Source organism: Microbulbifer maximicatervae (SeqCode) (assembly GCF_052467815.1).
Map to the genome: position 1 here is coordinate 5,029,938 of NZ_CP174326.1, position 16,824 is coordinate 5,046,761.

At 49.8% G+C, this 16,824-nt stretch carries 19 protein-coding genes; 7 read left to right on the forward strand and 12 right to left on the reverse strand.

Features of this window, described 5'->3' with window-relative positions; translation table 11 throughout:
* Positions 1–359 precede the first annotated feature (359 nt).
* From ACJJIW_RS21765 to ACJJIW_RS21775, 3 genes are all read left to right on the forward strand, one after another.
* Positions 360–1,001 carry an AHH domain-containing protein gene (locus ACJJIW_RS21765; protein WP_444936342.1) on the forward strand — a complete coding sequence of 214 codons (642 nt, stop codon included), beginning with the start codon at positions 360–362 and terminating at the stop codon, positions 999–1,001.
* Positions 998–1,561, forward strand: coding sequence for a hypothetical protein (locus ACJJIW_RS21770; protein WP_444936343.1), 564 nt, complete (start codon positions 998–1,000; stop codon positions 1,559–1,561). Before ACJJIW_RS21765 ends, ACJJIW_RS21770 begins: the two co-directional genes overlap by 4 nt.
* 308 nt (positions 1,562–1,869) lie before the next feature.
* Positions 1,870–2,220, forward strand: coding sequence for a hypothetical protein (locus tag ACJJIW_RS21775; protein WP_444936344.1), 351 nt, complete (start codon positions 1,870–1,872; stop codon positions 2,218–2,220).
* A gap of 111 nt (positions 2,221–2,331) precedes the next feature.
* On the opposite strand, the gene ACJJIW_RS21780 is transcribed toward ACJJIW_RS21775, so the two are convergent.
* From ACJJIW_RS21780 to ACJJIW_RS21810, 7 genes are all read right to left on the reverse strand, one after another.
* A complete protein-coding gene (locus tag ACJJIW_RS21780; RefSeq protein WP_444936345.1) occupies positions 2,332–2,649 on the reverse strand; it encodes a hypothetical protein in 318 nt (105 codons plus the stop codon).
* A 405-nt stretch (positions 2,650–3,054) separates the two neighbouring features.
* Complete coding sequence (locus ACJJIW_RS21785) at positions 3,055–3,294, reverse strand: hypothetical protein (RefSeq protein WP_444936346.1); 240 nt, start codon at positions 3,292–3,294, stop codon at positions 3,055–3,057.
* A gap of 620 nt (positions 3,295–3,914) precedes the next feature.
* A complete protein-coding gene (locus ACJJIW_RS21790; RefSeq protein ID WP_444936347.1) occupies positions 3,915–4,805 on the reverse strand; it encodes a hypothetical protein in 891 nt (296 codons plus the stop codon).
* 151 nt (positions 4,806–4,956) lie between these two features.
* The gene (lysS, locus tag ACJJIW_RS21795) at positions 4,957–6,441 is read right to left on the reverse strand and encodes a lysine--tRNA ligase (RefSeq protein ID WP_444886817.1); all 1,485 of its coding nucleotides are present in this window, start codon (positions 6,439–6,441) and stop codon (positions 4,957–4,959) included.
* A 72-nt stretch (positions 6,442–6,513) separates the two neighbouring features.
* Positions 6,514–7,609, reverse strand: a protein-coding gene (gene prfB / locus ACJJIW_RS21800) for a peptide chain release factor 2 (protein WP_444893198.1) whose coding sequence is annotated in 2 segments (ribosomal slippage) — positions 6,514–7,536 and positions 7,538–7,609 — 1,095 coding nt in all. Because the reading frame shifts where the segments join, the coding sequence is not laid out codon by codon here.
* A 103-nt stretch (positions 7,610–7,712) separates the two neighbouring features.
* Positions 7,713–8,105 (reverse strand): MerR family transcriptional regulator, encoded by a 393-nt coding sequence (locus tag ACJJIW_RS21805; protein ID WP_444936348.1) that lies wholly within the window; start codon positions 8,103–8,105, stop codon positions 7,713–7,715.
* 22 nt (positions 8,106–8,127) lie between these two features.
* The gene (locus tag ACJJIW_RS21810) at positions 8,128–8,586 is read right to left on the reverse strand and encodes a hypothetical protein (protein ID WP_444936349.1); all 459 of its coding nucleotides are present in this window, start codon (positions 8,584–8,586) and stop codon (positions 8,128–8,130) included.
* 642 nt (positions 8,587–9,228) lie between these two features.
* Here ACJJIW_RS21810 and ACJJIW_RS21815 point away from each other — a divergent pair.
* Genes ACJJIW_RS21815 through ACJJIW_RS21830 form a run of 4 tightly spaced genes read left to right on the forward strand, consistent with a single transcriptional unit; the run spans position 9,229 to position 10,122 of the window.
* Positions 9,229–9,399 carry a hypothetical protein gene (locus tag ACJJIW_RS21815; protein ID WP_444936350.1) on the forward strand — a complete coding sequence of 57 codons (171 nt, stop codon included), beginning with the start codon at positions 9,229–9,231 and terminating at the stop codon, positions 9,397–9,399.
* 24 nt (positions 9,400–9,423) lie between these two features.
* Positions 9,424–9,723 (forward strand): hypothetical protein, encoded by a 300-nt coding sequence (locus ACJJIW_RS21820; protein WP_444936351.1) that lies wholly within the window; start codon positions 9,424–9,426, stop codon positions 9,721–9,723.
* 1 nt (position 9,724) lies between these two features.
* Complete coding sequence (locus ACJJIW_RS21825) at positions 9,725–9,970, forward strand: hypothetical protein (RefSeq protein WP_444936352.1); 246 nt, start codon at positions 9,725–9,727, stop codon at positions 9,968–9,970.
* Positions 9,967–10,122 (forward strand): hypothetical protein, encoded by a 156-nt coding sequence (locus tag ACJJIW_RS21830; protein ID WP_444936353.1) that lies wholly within the window; start codon positions 9,967–9,969, stop codon positions 10,120–10,122. Before ACJJIW_RS21825 ends, ACJJIW_RS21830 begins: the two co-directional genes overlap by 4 nt.
* A gap of 573 nt (positions 10,123–10,695) precedes the next feature.
* Here ACJJIW_RS21830 and ACJJIW_RS21835 read toward each other — a convergent pair.
* From ACJJIW_RS21835 to thrC, 5 genes are all read right to left on the reverse strand, one after another.
* Entirely contained in the window at positions 10,696–11,646 is a 951-nt protein-coding gene (locus ACJJIW_RS21835) for an IS5 family transposase (RefSeq protein ID WP_444935921.1), read from the reverse strand.
* 343 nt (positions 11,647–11,989) lie between these two features.
* Positions 11,990–12,616 (reverse strand): LysE family translocator, encoded by a 627-nt coding sequence (locus ACJJIW_RS21840; protein WP_444936354.1) that lies wholly within the window; start codon positions 12,614–12,616, stop codon positions 11,990–11,992.
* A gap of 8 nt (positions 12,617–12,624) precedes the next feature.
* Positions 12,625–13,536: a DMT family transporter gene (locus ACJJIW_RS21845; RefSeq protein WP_444936355.1), complete on the reverse strand. Its 912-nt coding sequence runs from the start codon at positions 13,534–13,536 to the stop codon at positions 12,625–12,627.
* 79 nt (positions 13,537–13,615) lie between these two features.
* Entirely contained in the window at positions 13,616–15,343 is a 1,728-nt protein-coding gene (gene recJ, locus ACJJIW_RS21850) for a single-stranded-DNA-specific exonuclease RecJ (RefSeq protein WP_444936356.1), read from the reverse strand.
* 60 nt (positions 15,344–15,403) lie between these two features.
* The gene (thrC, locus tag ACJJIW_RS21855; protein ID WP_444936357.1) at positions 15,404–16,804 is read right to left on the reverse strand and encodes a threonine synthase; all 1,401 of its coding nucleotides are present in this window, start codon (positions 16,802–16,804) and stop codon (positions 15,404–15,406) included.
* Between the last annotated feature and the right edge of the window lie 20 nt (positions 16,805–16,824).

Here is a 16,824-nt window from a genome sequence, read left to right on the forward strand (position 1 = left end):
AATGGAGTTCATAGATGTTCACAATGCTAACCTCGAGCCTTTTGCTTGGACCAAGAGTGCAGAGGCTATATTGAAGAAAGTTGAGCGCGCCAAGACTATACTGATTTGAGTGAACTGTTTGTTATAGAATACTCTCTACCCGTCCCTCGATAATCCTCAAAAATATTTCTTGTACGCAATTACCACCTACTCGGAAGCCAATGTGCCGACTACTAACTAATACCATGCAAATTTTGCCTGTTTTTTGATCTTTCAATCTATGGGAATCCAAGATTGTTGTTGATTAATAGTCATTGATTACTTACAGTCCAGTTAAATCCTGATAGATACATGTAACAGTCAAACTGAGGCAGTATTTTATGGCTCGTAAATTCCATCCCGGCCCACCAGACACTGAAGTGGAGCTAGACTCACTTTCCGATCAAGAGTTACATCTAAGCTTAAGGCTCACAATTCAGGACCAAAAATTAGCCGATGAAACCTATAAACTCCTCAATATATGTATGGGGGAGGACATAGCGGGTATAAGCGAATTTGTAAGAACAGGCGTATCAGGAAAGTTCGTAACTGACTGGCTGCAAGCCCGACATAATTCTCGATTTATTTCCAGAAGAGAAACGATCAGGCGAATTTCAAATCAATTGCGAGAAAATATGGAGGCCAATAAAATATATGCGCCTGGCCCCAATTTTGACGCTCACCATATTGTAGGACTTACCGATGAAAGAGCGGAAACTGCTCGTGCCGTTTTAACTATGTTTGGTATAGATATCAATCACCCAACCAATGGAGTTTACCTGCCAAGTGATAGTAAATATATCCCACATCCTGACATGCCCAACATACAAAAAAGCCACAGAGAAACGCATACGAGACTATACCACAAAACCGTTTTACGCCGATTAAACGCAACCGTGAGTAAGGGCGGAGGAAAGAAAGATATCATTAAAACATTAAGCGCGATTGCAACAGAGCTTGAAAAAGGGGTTTTCCCAATATGATTTATACACTAGAAGAAGACTTAAGCAGAGAACATACCGTTAATGTTCATTTAGCCAAGGAGAACCCTTCCTTACTTATAAAACTAATGCAAAACAAAGGCAAACCTATTAAAGATAAATGGCCTGCCACCCCTCCGCCCATCAGATATATTACAAGCGACATAGACGTGGAAGCTCTTAAAAAAGTTTATATCCCTGATATTGTGTCTCTCGGTTTAAATTTTTGCCTAAGACCATTTGCATACAATAAACTCAAAAATGACCTAGAACCATATTCAGAGTTTCTACCATTAAGCCATATTTTTGAAGAAGAAACCTGGCATCTACTCCACTGCACTAATGAGATCGATGCTATCGTCAAAGAGAAAAGCCGATATGAGATAGAGGAAGACGGGCAGGTTGGCCTTATTGAACATGCCTATCTTGATGAATCAAAAGTTAAAGGGCAACTTTTATTTTCAGTAAAAGGGTACGAAGGAGTCTACACGCATGGCGACACACTCAAAAACCTTTTAAACGAACACACGATAAGCGGTATTACGTTTCGGAAATATCAATAGGCTAGAATTGAAATTAGAAAGATTCCAAATGACTCTGTAGTGTCTCTGCGTAGTAGTCTAATACTCCCGAACACTCCCCCAAGCTGGCAAAGCTACCAAGCAAGGTGAAGTATGACAACAAAAGATACATGCTGGCAGAGGCAAGAAAGACACTGCACCCCTTTCCGAACAAGAGTATTCGATTTCTAAGGCCGGAGAGACTGCAGGAATCACTACCTACAACCTGAGACACTGAATAAAGGAGTTTAAGCAGGAAGAGAGCGGAGCAAACTCAGGCTCCGCTGGATGAGAGGGCTCTAGTAATCTGCATGATCTATATGGGCTTCAATCCTATCCGGGCCAGTATTGCCGAAGTGCCACAAGAGCCTCTACCAATTGTATTGCTTGCCGATGAAGATTTATCGAATGGAGAAATTGTTGAATGCTTCCTCTTTAGTGCCCATAAAATTGCTCGATGGCGAAACCGGTTCGAAGAATCTGTTTTTAAAGCTATTGAGAAAGATCTACCACGAGGATCGAGCCACGGCGGTGTAGACGGCAAAAAACAAACTCAGCCTTATATGTTTCATTACCTGATCAACTACTTAGCCACACCGATACCCATAAATCACCCACATAGAGAAACAACATTAATGCTAACGCCAAAGAGTACATGGTAATTGCACGATGTATACCTTCACGTTTTAACAACCCGCAGTCGAAATGTTGCGAAGCGGGGTGCAAACTGCCGAGTGCCAAAGAAACTTAATTAATTGGGTATTTAAGTGTACTCACTGGGGAGCACCAAATATGGCCAACCCCATGAGCGTTACAATAAAGCTGGACAAGCTGGCAAATAGCACCACCATTAATAGAACTGAAATCATACGAGCGAAATACCCCAGAACTTGAAATGGTGAATTGAATGCACAGCGCCATATTGCGACCGCTCCTGCAACACACCAAATAGCGACAGTTGAGTCCAGCATCAGTTCTGAATACGGTGAAACAGGAATACTTAAATAAAGTAAGCACAACGGAAATAATGGCAACAAAAGGTAACCCAGAAAAACCGTCGATAACTTCGCTTGCCCGCAAAATCCTTTCATACTTTGATTCCAATTCAATACTTCACGCCTTTGGCTGCGGCAACCGGACCCACGTACAGAGTGTCCTGCGAGCATTTATTGCGGGTGAGGCTACCCAATTTTGTTATTCAATTTCACTGCCACACTTTGGGCAAAAGCCTTGGTTTGAATTTTTACCCAATTGCATTAACACTGCCCCAAGTTCACAATTACAAGAACCGCATTCTATAGCCCTAGTGAATGATCGAGCCAATAACCAAGCAATATAAAAAGTTACAATTACAACAAAAACAATCCAGATCTTTGGAAAACCTATCTCACTAATTAGAAACAATGAGCCAAGTATAATCGCGAGTGATGAGCAAACCACATATAGGCTTTTTAATTCACCTCTCAATTGATGGCTTTGTTGAATATATCATACACTTAACAGCCTCCACCATCGCCACCACAACCTCCGCCACCGTCACCGCCACCAAAGAAGCCACCTCCACGACCCCCACCGCTACCACCAGAACTAAGAGTACACACCACATCCGTAAGTAGACAAATTGCAAATATAACCAATAGTGTTGGGCAAACTTCGCTTTTAAAGGAAGAGTCAGAATTGAGGTCCATAAAGTGCCACGAAGTGAGCAACCCTACAATATTTATTATCCACAACATATATTTGTAATTCCCCGCAACATTTAACACCTTAATAAAGGACATCCAAAATGGAATCTAGGCTGCCCCATGGAAGTCCAACAGACCAGTATGCACTTGGGCAACTTGTTAAGTGCGTCGACAAACTGAAAATACCGAGATCAGGAATGCTACCCTCCTTTAATATCCTCGACTGAGTGACCAATCGCTTGATTAAACAACCGGCTAAATTCGGGTAGTCACCGAGTTCAAACTTAACATCATTGAGTATTCGTATAAATATACCAACTGGTTTTCTATCAAAGATATACTCTACTTTCACTTCCTGACTCATGTATCAGTGAAATTTAGCTATGTATATGGTCACCCGCAGGCCACCATTAGCTTGACGACTATTTCAAATGTAAATTCGCTCCTCACATTTACTTTTCAGTATCAAATCAATTAGATGCATATAAACTAGACTATAGAACCAAGTGAAAAATGATCCATATAACCACTATTGCGAATCCAAGATAAACAACCAACTCTGTGATATTAAAATTATTACGCCAAAGATCTTAGTTTCTTCAAAAATAACTGTCACCAACAAGATCTGTGAGCAGAACCACACACCCTGATCACCAATATAACTAGCTCAGCTACCACCGCCAAGTTGCCGCAATATACGGGCCATGTTGAGTAATATCATAAGCAAACCGCCCGTCAGAGAGTCGATCGGAATAGTCAATACTGTAATACTGATACCCAAAACGCAGCGAGGTTGTCTTCCAGGCGCGCCAGTCGAATCCGGCTAGTAGATTCCACTGTAAGTCATCACCCCCAGCGCCAAAGCCTCCCAGTTCCGTGCGTACAGCAATGGTTAGGCATTCAGTAATTCCGATTGCACCTCGCGCAGATAGTGTAGGTTCCCACCAACTCTGTTTGCCTCCAAGGCGATTCCTAAATTCGGGCCTGGGGCCTATGTTAATTCCCGCTCGTGCTTTCACTTCCTGCTTCAATCGGTTCCAGCGCAAACCCGCTCCCACATCAACGAAGTACTTTCGCCCACTATTAGCCAGGTTCCCTTCTAAAATCCGGTAACCGGCTAGGGCATTTATCCAGCCCTGGCGAGCATCCACCTCAACATCAATATCTATATCGATATCCAGCTGTGGGTTTCGCGGCGGGGTTATGGTTGCTCCCTTGTCCAGTCTGAGGTGCACATAGTAGAGATCCGCCACTACCCCAAAGCGCCCATTCCAGGCTTCCAGACGTACAGAAAATGCAGCGTTGAGGAGCTCCAGGGTTTTGCTTAAATCCAGATCAATATCGACACTGGTGTCAGCGACAGTAGAAGTCCCTTTAGTGCGAAGCGGGAGGAAAAGATAAGGAGTGGCAAGGAAGCGCCAGTCATCGGGCTCTTTGGAAGTTAGGCTGGCAGCTGTTGCAGGCTCCGAACTTTGCGCAGCGGCGGTACAGGAGATAAAGCTACAGAGCGTTAGCGCCAATATCTGCCTTACGCTTTTTGCTTTCGCCTGTCCCTGTTTCATAGCAGCAACCGCTCCAAATCATTCGAGGCTCCATAGAGCACCAATGAATAAGGATAGATAGAGCTGAGGGAAGTTTCAGAGTGAGGAAATCTGCGGCATAGGGGGAGGAAATACTGCCGGGCAGGTAAAACTACCCGGCAGTGAGAAGCGATTAGTCGTTCGCTTCTGGGCGCATATGCGGGAACAGCAGTACGTCGCGAATCGACGGAGAGTTGGTAAACAGCATTACCAGACGGTCGATACCGATGCCCTCACCAGCGGTGGGCGGCAGGCCGTATTCCAGCGCGCGGATATAGTCGGCGTCGTAGTGCATGGCTTCGTCGTCACCGGCATCTTTCTCCGCAACCTGGGCTTTAAAGCGCTCGGCCTGATCTTCCGCGTCGTTCAACTCGGAGAAACCATTGGCTATCTCGCGGCCGCCTACGAAGAATTCAAAGCGGTCGGTGACAAACGGATTGTCATCGTTACGGCGAGCCAACGGAGACACTTCGGTTGGGTACTCAGTGATAAAGGTCGGCTGGTCGAGACGATGCTCTACAGTCTTCTCGAAAATCTCGATCTGTACCTTACCCAGGCCCCAGCTGTCTTTCAGCGGGATTTCCAGCTTCTCAGCTACCGCGCGGGCGGATTCGATATTGTCGATATCGGCCGCAGTGAGTTCCGGGTTGTAGTGCAGGATGGAGTCGAACACAGACAAACGCGCGAACGGCTTGGAGAAGTCGTAGCTGCTGTCCTGGTATTCCACAGTAGTGGAGCCCAGTACATCTTCACAGATACCGCGCAGCATCTTCTCAGTGAGGTCCATCAGGTCGTTGTAGTCCGCGTACGCCTGGTAGAACTCAAGCATGGTGAATTCGGGGTTGTGGCGCGTGGACAGACCTTCGTTGCGGAAGTTGCGGTTAATCTCGTAAACCCGCTCAAAACCACCCACAACCAGACGCTTCAGGTACAGCTCCGGGGCAATACGCAGGTACATATCGATATCCAGCGCATTGTGGTGGGTAACGAACGGACGCGCGCTGGCACCACCGGGAATAACCTGCAGCATGGGCGTTTCCACTTCCATAAACTGCTGGCCGTTGAGGAAGTCGCGGATGTACTCGATCACTTTGGAGCGCACGCGGAACACTTCGCGGGCTTCCGGCGTGGCGATCAAGTCCACGTAGCGCTGGCGATAACGCATTTCCTGATCGGCGATGCCGTGGAATTTTTCCGGAAGCGGGCGCAGCGCTTTGGTCAGCAGGCTGTACTCTTCACAGTTGACGTAGAGGTCGCCCTTGCCGGATTTGTGCAGAGTGCCTTTTACGCCGACGATATCGCCGATATCCCAGGCACCGAAGCGCTCTTTAATATCTTTCTGTGCCGCTTTATCGGCGTAGAGCTGGATGCGGTCAGACACATCCTGGATCACCATAAAGGGTCCGCGTTTAGCCAGGATTCGCCCTGCTACGCATGCCCGTTTACCCAGTTCTTCCAGCTCCTCTTTCTGTTTATCGCCGAACTCAGCTTGCAGGTCGGCAGCGAGGTTCTCGCGGCGAAAACTATTGGGGAAAGCATTGCCCTTCTCGCGCAGAGCGGAAAGCTTGGTGCGGCGCTCGGCGATCAGTTTGTTTTCGTCTTGCTGGATATCAGTCATGGTGATCTATCAGTTTTGTGATTGATATTGCCCCTCATCGACGAGGGGCGCGGTGAGAGTGGAGACTTTAAATCAGAGGCCGGCTTTTAGGCTGGCTTCGATAAATTGGTCCAGGTCTCCATCCAGTACTGCCTGGCAGTTGCTGGTCTGGACATTGGTGCGCAGGTCCTTGATACGCTGGTCGTCCAACACGTAAGAGCGGATCTGGCTGCCCCAACCGATGTCGGCCTTGCTGTCTTCCATGGCCTGCTTCTCTGCGTTGCGCTTGAGCATTTCCTGCTCGTACATTTTTGCGCGCAGCATTTTCCAGGCTTTATCGCGGTTCTGGTGCTGGGAGCGCTCGCTCTGGCACTGCACGACGATACCGGATTCTGTGTGGGTCAAACGCACCGCAGAATCGGTTTTGTTCACGTGCTGACCACCGGCACCGGACGCGCGGTAGGTGTCTTCACGCACCTGGGATTTGTCGATTTCAATCTCGATATTGTCATCGATCTCCGGTGACACAAATACCGAGCTGAAAGAAGTGTGACGGCGGTTGCCGGAATCAAACGGCGATTTGCGCACCAGGCGGTGTACGCCGGTTTCTGTGCGCAGCCAGCCGAAGGCGTGGTCGCCGGCGAAATGCACAGTGGCACTCTTGATACCGGCAACTTCCCCTGCGGAGACCTCTTCCAGGGTGGTCTTGAAGCCGTGGGCTTCACCCCAGCGCAGGTACATGCGCAGGATCATTTCCGCCCAATCCTGGGCCTCGGTACCACCGGAGCCGGCCTGGATATCCAGGTAGGCATTGTTCTCGTCGTTCTCGCCGGAGAACATACGGCGGAATTCCAAAATCCCCAGCTGCTGCTGGAGGCCTTCGATCTCAGTGGAGACCTCCCCTACGGAGTCCTCATCATTTTCCTCGACGGCCATTTCCAGCAGTTCGCGGCAATCGGCGATGCCGGAGTCGAGATTTTCGATGGTATTGACCACCGTTTCCAGGGAGGAGCGCTCGCGCCCCAGTTCCTGTGCGCGGTTGGGGTCGTCCCAAACGCTCGGCTCAGCCAGCTCCAGCTCTACTTCGGTAAGGCGTTCTTTCTTGCTGGCGTAGTCAAAGATACCCCCTAAGAACGTCGGTGCGCTCTTCGAGGTCTTTTAATTGATTGATGAGGGGATTGATTTCCATGAACTTTCGGTGTCCGGACAAAATAAAAAGCGGCGCGCATTCTACCGCAGCGCGCGGGGGTCCTTCCAGTCAGATAGGGGCTGATATGGCGGCAAATCCTCTACTAGGCGGTCTGTCCCGAGAGCTTTTCCAGAATTGCGCAGTCTGGGGACTCATTGCCGGCGCAGCTGTCGGCAAAGGCCCGCAAGGTTGCACGCATCCCCAACAGGGTCTGCAACTGCTCTTCGAGCTGGGTAAGCTTGTGATTTACCAGGTCTTTGGTCTCGCGGCTGTGGCGTTCCGGGTTATCCCGCAACCCCAGTAGCGCCCGGACCTCCTCAGTGGTAAAGCCACAAGCCCGCGCGCGGCGCACGAAGCAGAGGGTTTCGACATCGGCAGTGGAGTAATCCCGATAGCCATTAGCAGAGCGGCCGGGCACCACCAGGCCAATATTTTCGTAGTGGCGCAGGGCTTTGGCACTGAGGCCCGAATTCTTTGCGGCTTGGGAAATATTCACAACGCCCCCTTCAGATCACGGCTCAGGCGCTGTTATCCCGGCAGGCTGCAAACTGATACTGCACTTTCTCAGCGGGGTTATACCCCAGCTCAAGTGAGGCATCCAGGGCATCCATACCGATCAGGTGCATCAGGATATCTCCAGTGGGTGCGCCACATACGGCTGGATACATCCGGTCTGTGCGGACTCCACAGCGGGACTCCTGTACCATCACCCCGCTGTCACGCAATTTGGCCAAGCTCTGTTGAAGGGTCATACCACCCCCTTCGCACTGCTTGCTGCCGCTGCTGCGGTAAATCCACACCATTTCCCCTGGGGTCATAGTGGCTGCGGGAGGCGTGGGTGCGACCTCGGGTTCCGCCGCGCCGGGCGTGTTCTCAACCTCGTTCTCCATCGCTTTCTCCTCTCTCGACTGGCCGCAAGCCGCCACTGAGATAATCAGGGCCCATACCCACAGGAAAGACAACCGTTTTTTCAGCACAGAACATCCTCCATAAAGCGATAAATAGCCGTTTCAAGAAAGCGCCAGCCAGTGCGCCATTGGCATACTTGCTCACAACGCCATCTATTACCTTGTGATGGAGAATACCACCTCCCACAATCTCAGTGGTGGATGGTAGCCCCAAAAGTCTAAAGTTTTGATATGGATTTGAAACTATAAGATGGCGAAAAACACTTTTTTCATGGCGTAGAAATATACCCCAGAGCCTTAGCTACCCATTCTCTCAAATTCCGGGTACGAGCAGCTATAAGCGGATTTATCGCATCACCCATCGACCCCTTGAGGAAGTTTCTCGACATCAGATTTGAGGTGCTCCACCAGCGACTCAATCACTGCCCGAAGTCAGCACGGGAGGGACGCTCCACGCACACCAGATAGCTAGGCGACCTGCTCTCACAGCCCATTGGCACGAAAGAAACCACTGAAATGTCCGCCCAACGAGGGCTAGAATCGCTCCTTTCATCTCACAACCCGCATTGGGGGGGCAAGCGTACGTTTGAGTGCCAATTACCCTAACTTAGCCTGTTTTGTGTGTGTCATTATTCCCGACCAATACCATGAACAGTTACAATCGGGGCTTTTCATCATCGAGGAATAATGATGACAGGCCTCCGCCTCAGAATGCGAGACGAATTAGAGCAGCGATATAACAAACTACGACTCGATGCATTAAATAGTGCGACCCGCGTGCTGGATAACCCAAGCATACAACTCAAATTGGTCGATAACGCTACCTACTCAGCCTTTCAACAATGGGAAAAGCAGCCTAACCGTATCAAGGATTGGGACTGACCAAGCACATTACAGCAATGGAAGATGCGCTTCCCCAAGAGATTTGAGGCGGCAGCTTGGAAGAACAACAAACTTGCAGGTTTGTCGTTAGGTAGACCAACCTACGCAGGTACAGGGCTTCGGCTCGATTACATCGAAAAAGCCCCCGTGACAGACATTAGGCTGGTCGAAACCATGTTGGTGGCACTGACTGCCTATGGTACGTTGTTAGGAGCAAATCACCTTAAAATCATGCATCCTGTCAATGCAGCGGTAAGAGATTACTATGTGAGTTTCGGATTTACCTATATAAGCAAGCAGGACTGCTGCATGAAGAGGTTGTGATATGGCAAATATTAAACAGATCAAAGATAAGCAGGATGAAAAGCTCAAAGGTAAATCTGATGAGGAAAAAGCCCTTGCTGCTGCACGTCGCGCCATGGCAGAGATGCGCAGTAAACGCCACTTAAAAGAACCCGATCAGATTGCTTCTGGTAAATCAGACAAGGATGGCAATATGGTCATTGAAGAGCTAACACCGAAAGACGATATCGACATTGACGAAGAAAACAGTAAAGGTTCCCCAAAATGACTGATCATCAAAAACCTAAAACCCTGACTCCAGAAGAAAAGCAATATACAGTACTACCCAACGAGGCAGAGCCGAACACCTCAATGACCAAAGCGATAGCAGCGGCACTTAAAGCAAAAGGTAAAACGCAGAAAATCCATAAACCAAGATAAAAAAGACAGCAATTCCGGGGAAGGATTTGGCACTTTTACGGACTGGGGTGAAACTGCATAAACTATCGACTAAAAAGACACATTCATCTTGCCCCTAATTCCGAGCTCATAGATATCAGGATATCGTCTCATTGATTACGGTAAAAATTTAAGTTATTAACAATACTTCAGACATTTTTTTAAACTATACCCCGACAAGGCAAGGCCTATGTCTTGATGATTGATATTTTTCATGTATCTTGGGCAGCCTTAAATTGCAAAAAAATCACATAGCGCTCCAAGTGTCGGAATCACCAAGCTAAACCCACCCAAGATATTGAATTAAAACTATCAGGCAGCTAAAAATTACATTAATGGCAACCAACATGCTCATAATCGCAGAGAGACATAAATCGTGAGCGCTATCATATAAATGATCAATTAAGGAACCCCTGATCAATGAAGCATTTTTCTAGAATTAAGCTGATTTTTTTGAAAAATTCACTTTTCGACGCAAAACGCTTAATTTTCGCGTAATAGCCCCCTAATTTTTCACCTAAAATCCCCAGTTGGCGGATTTCAGGCGCACCACCCCTAGGTGGCCAAGTATTTTCTCCCTATTAATAAGTTGGTAAAGCCTGCCAGTAAGCACAGCCTCTCAGTATTTTTTACCAGTCCCCGATAGCGGACCTTGTCATAACCAAATACCCGTTTTATGTATCGAAAGGGGTGCTCGACCTTTGCTCTTATCTGCGCCTTGATCTTTTCCGCTTTACGGAGTGCATCACGCCCTGGAAGAGTTTTTAGCTTACTCGGCTTCATTGCTATGTACCAATCTGCCTCCCGCTCTTTCAACTCTTCACGTTTCTCCGCACCAATGTACCCAGAGTCTCCCCAGATTCTTTTCTCCTCCCCGTGGAGAACTCGCTCTGTGGTTGTGACATCATGCGAATTGGCTGCTGTTGTATCTATGCTATGTATTACTCCGAGCACATCATCAACCCCGATATGCATTTTCATTCCAAAATGCCACTGATTGCCTTTCTTTGTTTGATGCATTTCTGGATCACGTTTTTTCTTTTTATTCTTGGTTGAAGTTGGCGCAGAGATAATAGTGGCATCTACAATCGTGCCTTCACGCAGTACCATGCCATTCTCAGCAAGATGCTTGTTGATTTCATCAAAAAGAGCTGCACCTAGCTGATTGAGCTCCAATAAGTGGCGAAAGTTAAGAATCGTTGTTTCATCGGGAATTGGGCCACTCAAAGTCAATCCAGCAAAACTACGCATGGATTCAATTTCATACAGTGCATCCTCCATAGCGGGATCACTGAGATTATAAAATAGCTGCATGCAATGAATACGGAGCATGACACTCAATGGATATGGCTGTCGGCCACGTTTGGCTTGTGGATAGCAAGGAGTGATCTGAGCCTCTAGTCGTTGCCATGGGATGAGGGCTTCCATTTTAGAAAGAAACTGCTCTCGGCGAGTTATACGGCGCTTTAGCTTATATTCTGCTTCGGCAAAGGTGACTTGGTGCATAATCTATCGTAGTCTTGACGGATTACTGAATACTACCAAATTGGCTTGGAATTATTCAGAGGTTCCTTAAAAATAACGCTGAATATAGACCTTAGAATAACCATCAATATAAGCAGCTCCAACGATAAAGCGGCTACGCACAAATTAATTACTTGCAATACAAGCTCAATAACAGATATCAATTCCTCATTCAACTTGCCAGTATTAAACGCAGTACCATTGCTGCAGTGCACTTGAATTTTTACACCATTTATACCGAATTTTAGAAAAGTAGTGTTCGGAAGCGACACCGCATATGATGCGATCAAACCAACCTATAGCTGTTAGCGTAAAATACGCCAATTCAGGATAAGGCCAACCAGGCTCCCACCGATAGCATCAAAGTACCAGAGATCCGATTAACCAAACGCACATTTTCAGACCGCTCCAGTAGTCGACTCAGGGCCTGGCCACCACTGGCATAGATCAGCAGGCACAACGCCTCCAAAAATAGCAATATCGCTAACAAGACTGAGAGCTGCGGTACCAATGGTTTGGCATCGTTAATAAATGGCGGTAATAACGCAATAAAAAACGCCCAGCCCTTGGGGTTGGCCACAGCAGTGACAAAACCCTGTAGTGCCAGCGCTCTTCGCGATGGTCGGCTAGCATCGACCGTATCACCCTGATCCATCAGAGCCAGCTGCCCCCGGGAGCGCCACATCTGCACGCCTACCCAGGCTAAATAGGCGGCCCCGCAGTATTTGAACAGCTGAAATAAAGTCGGATACTGAACCATCAATACCGCAGCACCGAGTGCAGAGGTAATCGCCACCGACGCAACACCGATCAACTCTCCCACCATCATCCACAGAGTCTGACGCACGCCCAGGGTAATTCCCAGACTGAGCGATAGCATCATGCAGAGCCCCGGTGTGACCGAGGCAAAGAAGCTTGCGGGAACAAAGAGTGCCAGTGTCGATAATTCCATTGATATTCCTAGTGGTGAGTGCCGCTGTGGTTGCCGTAATGACTGACCAGCATCCCCGCCAGCATCAAACCACAGCCAATTAACTCCGTGGTATTGAGCATTTCATTGAGGAATAGCCAGCCCGCCGCCAGGGCAAAAACTGCCTCCAGGCTCATAATTACGGTAGCGTGAGAAGGCGCGGCGTAGCGTTGGGCCAAGAGCTGGAAAGTAAACGCCAGTGCCGTGGAGAAAATCATCATATAGGCAATGGGCCAAGCCGCATCGATCGCCGATTGCAGTGTCGCCTCTTCGGTAAATAGCGAAGCTACGGCGGACAAAAGGCCACACACCAGGAACTGGATACAGGCGAGTCGCAAAGCGTCGTAGCGTTTTACTAATCGATCCGCCGTCAATACCTGGATGGCAAAAACAAAGGCACTGGCAAATACCATTAAGTCACCCACCAGCTGGGATTCTTCACTGAAGTCCGCCAGCCAATAGAGGCCAAACAAAGCGAGACCAATTCCCATCCAGGTCCAGCGGTTGGTTTTATGCCCCAAGGACAAACCGATCACCGGCACCAACAGTAAATAAAAACCGGTAATAAATCCGGCGCGGCCGGCAGTGGTATAAAGCAGGCTCACCTGTTGCAGTGCCGCGCCGAGAAACAGCCAAAAACCCAACAGTGCGCCACCGGGCAGGCAGGCGCGCCAGGTGTGATTCACCGATTGCCCTTTGGCTTCACCGGGCTGGGCATCGCGACGGGAGGATAACCAGTAAACGATGGGAATCAGGATTAAACCACCGAGAATAAAACGCCATGCGTTAAATGCCAGCGGCTCAATATCCGCCATGGCAATCTTTTGCGGCACAAAGGCTACGCCCCAGAAAAGAGCGGCTAATAACAGTAGGACTTCGGCCTGAACTTGTTTACGTTTCACTACTTTTTACTTCCAAACAACTTGGGAGCTGTTGCAAAAAACTCCGTGTTTTTCCCAACAGCCAAATACAAAGTGCACCCTATACCGCTTCTAACAGGCTCACCATTAATTGCAGGGATTCCCGCCCGCGAAATTCGTTAACATCGAGCTTAAAAGCCAAGCGCACTCTTTCCGTGGGCTGCGGCCACTGCTCGGTGTCCACATTAAAAGCAATAGCATCCAGCGCTAATTGCGGCGCCTGGGGCGGCGCCACCACCATTTTTAAATGGCGCTCGCCGACAATGCGCTGTTGCAGCAACAGGAATTCACCGTCAAATACCGGCTCTGGAAACGCCTGTCCCCAGGGCGCGCAAGCGCGCAACATGGCTGCCGTGTGCAAAGTGTAATCCCCAGATTCCAACTCACCGTCAGAGTCGATAACCGCGTGCAGCTGGTTTTCATTCAGGCGGTTGCGCACCACCTGCTCAAAAGCCTTGCGGAAAGCCTCCAGGTTTTCCTGGGGTAAGCTCAGCCCCGCCGCCATGGCGTGGCCACCGAACTTGCTGATCAGGTCCGGGTGAGAGGCGGCTACGTCACTCAGGGCATCGCGAATATGCAGCCCGGGAATCGAACGCGCAGAGCCCTTCACCAGGCCGTTATCACCCTCAGCAAATGCGATCACCGGGCGGTGGAATTTCTCTTTGATGCGGCTGGCCAAAATACCCACCACACCTTGATGCCAGTTGGCATCGTACAGACACAAACTCCAGGGAATTTCGCCCTCCAGGCGCAACTCATCCAGGGCCGCCATTGCCTCCCGCTGCATCCCCTGCTCGATCGCTTTGCGATCCCGGTTCAGGGCGTCCAGCTCGCCGGCCAGCTCCCGCGCTTCACTGGGATCGCGGGTGAGCAGGCAGCGGATACCGGTGCCGATATCGTCGAGACGACCAGCCGCATTAATTCGCGGCCCCAAAATAAAACCAATATCTGTGGTAGAGAGCCTGCGCTGGTCGCGCCCGGCAACCTCCATCAGGGCGGCAATACCGGGCCGGCAGCAGCCGGCACGGATACGGGCGATGCCCTGATGAACCAGAATCCGGTTGTTGTGATCCAGCGGGACCAGGTCGGCCACAGTACCCAAGGCGACCAAATCCAGGTATTCGGCCATATTGGGCGGGGCGATACCGCTCTGCTCAAACCACCCACTCTGCTGTAGGGCCGTGCGCAAACGGCTGAGCAGATAAAAGATCACCCCCACCCCAGCGAGGTTCTTGCTGGGAAAGTCACAGTCCGGCTGGTTCGGGTTTACGATGGCATCCGCCTGCGGCAGCTCACTGCCGGGCAGGTGGTGATCTGTCACAATCACTTTCATACCAGCAGCTTTTGCCGCTGCCACGCCCTCGATACTGCTAATACCGTTATCTACGGTGATCAGCAGATCGGGCTGATAATCTTTGGCTACCTCGACAATTTCTGGAGTCAGCCCGTAGCCGAAGTCAAAGCGATTCGGCACCAGGTACTCCACTCCCGGCGCGCCCATTGCACCCAGGGCCAACACCCCCAAGGTGCTACTGGTGGCTCCATCCGCATCGAAATCCCCCACGATAAGGATTTTCTTTTGCCCGTGGATAGCATCCACCAGCAAGGAAACGGCAGCCTCCAGCCCTCGCATACTCTGCGGGCTCTGTAATTGAGAGAGGCTGTGATCCAACGCTTCTTCGCTGACAATCCCCCGCCCCAACAGGACACGCTGCAATATTTTTGGTGTTTCAGAAGCAAAACGGCCAGTAGACAAATCCACTGGCCGTCGCTGAATTTTTGTACTCAATGTATTTCTCAGCAAACTAATAGCTAATCGGTTGCCGCTTATTGCACGACAGTGTGCCGATTAACTGCCTTCTGACAGCATCGTCGCCATATAGTCGTGTACTTGGGACAAGTTATTGGGCAATACCTTGAAGCGCTCCTCCCGCTGCCAGAGATCCTGCATATGACTCGGCAGGGGAATCTCTTTTTCTGGCAGGGCCTGGGCCACGGCATCGGGGAATTTTGCCGGGTGTGCGGTAGATAAGCAAACCATGGGCTGTTCGGTAGAGTGACGTACCTGTCGTGCGGCTTCAACCCCGATAGCTGTATGCGGATCGAGTAGATATTCGCAGGAGCTGAAGGTCTCGCCAATCATTGCAACCGTGCGCTTGTCATCCACACGGCTGGAGGAGAAAACTTCTCTCGCTTTGCCCAGGGCCGATTCACTCAAATGCATGGGCTGGCTGCGATCCGCGAGCAATTCGGCAACCGTCGCACCATCGCGACCGTAGAGATCAAACAGTAATCGCTCAAAGTTGCTCGACACCATAATATCCATACTGGGAGACAAGCTGTGCACCAGTGGTTTGGGAGTGTGGTCATTGCCGCTGATGCAACGATGCAGAATATCGTTGGCATTGGTCGCAATTACCAATTGGTCGATAGGCAATCCCATCTGCCTCGCCAAGTAACCGGCAAAAATATCGCCAAAATTACCGGTGGGCACGGAGAAGTTAACGGTTTTATCCGGCGCCCCCAGGCGCAGGGCAGCATAAAAGTAATAGACGATCTGCGCCATAATCCGCGCCCAGTTAATGGAGTTAACCGCTACTAGGCGGCGTCCATCAGGCAGGAATGATTGATCGGCAAAACTCGCTTTCACCATATTCTGGCAATCGTCGAAATTACCTTCGAGAGCGATATTAAATACGTTGTCCGATTGCACTGTGGTCATCTGGCGTCGCTGGACTTCAGACACACGGTTATGGGGGTGCAGAATAAAAATATCGATATTGTCGCAGTGGCGGCAACCTTCGATCGCGGCCGAACCGGTATCCCCAGAAGTTGCCCCCATAACCACCACTCGTTCACCACGCTTTTTCAGCAGGTGATCAAAGAGTTGACCGAGGAACTGTAAGGCAAAATCTTTGAATGCCAGGGTGGGCCCATGAAACAACTCGAGCACCCACTCATTGGTGTCTGTCTGCACCAGCGGGGCAATAGCTTTGTGGCGGAAGTGCTTGTAGGAGCGTCCGATAATACCGCTCAGCTCTTCATCACTGAGATCATCCCCCACAAACGGCTGGATAATGCGAAAGGCCAGCTGCTCGTAATCGAGCCCCGCCATAGAGGCAATTTCCTCGCAGGAAAATTTCGGCAAAGTCTCGGGCACGTAGAGGCCGCCATCGCTGGCGAGGCCGGTGAGAACGGTATCGGCGAAGGAGAGAGGCGGCGCGCTGCCGCGTGTGCTGACAAATTTCACAGTATTTCTTGGCTCTTATC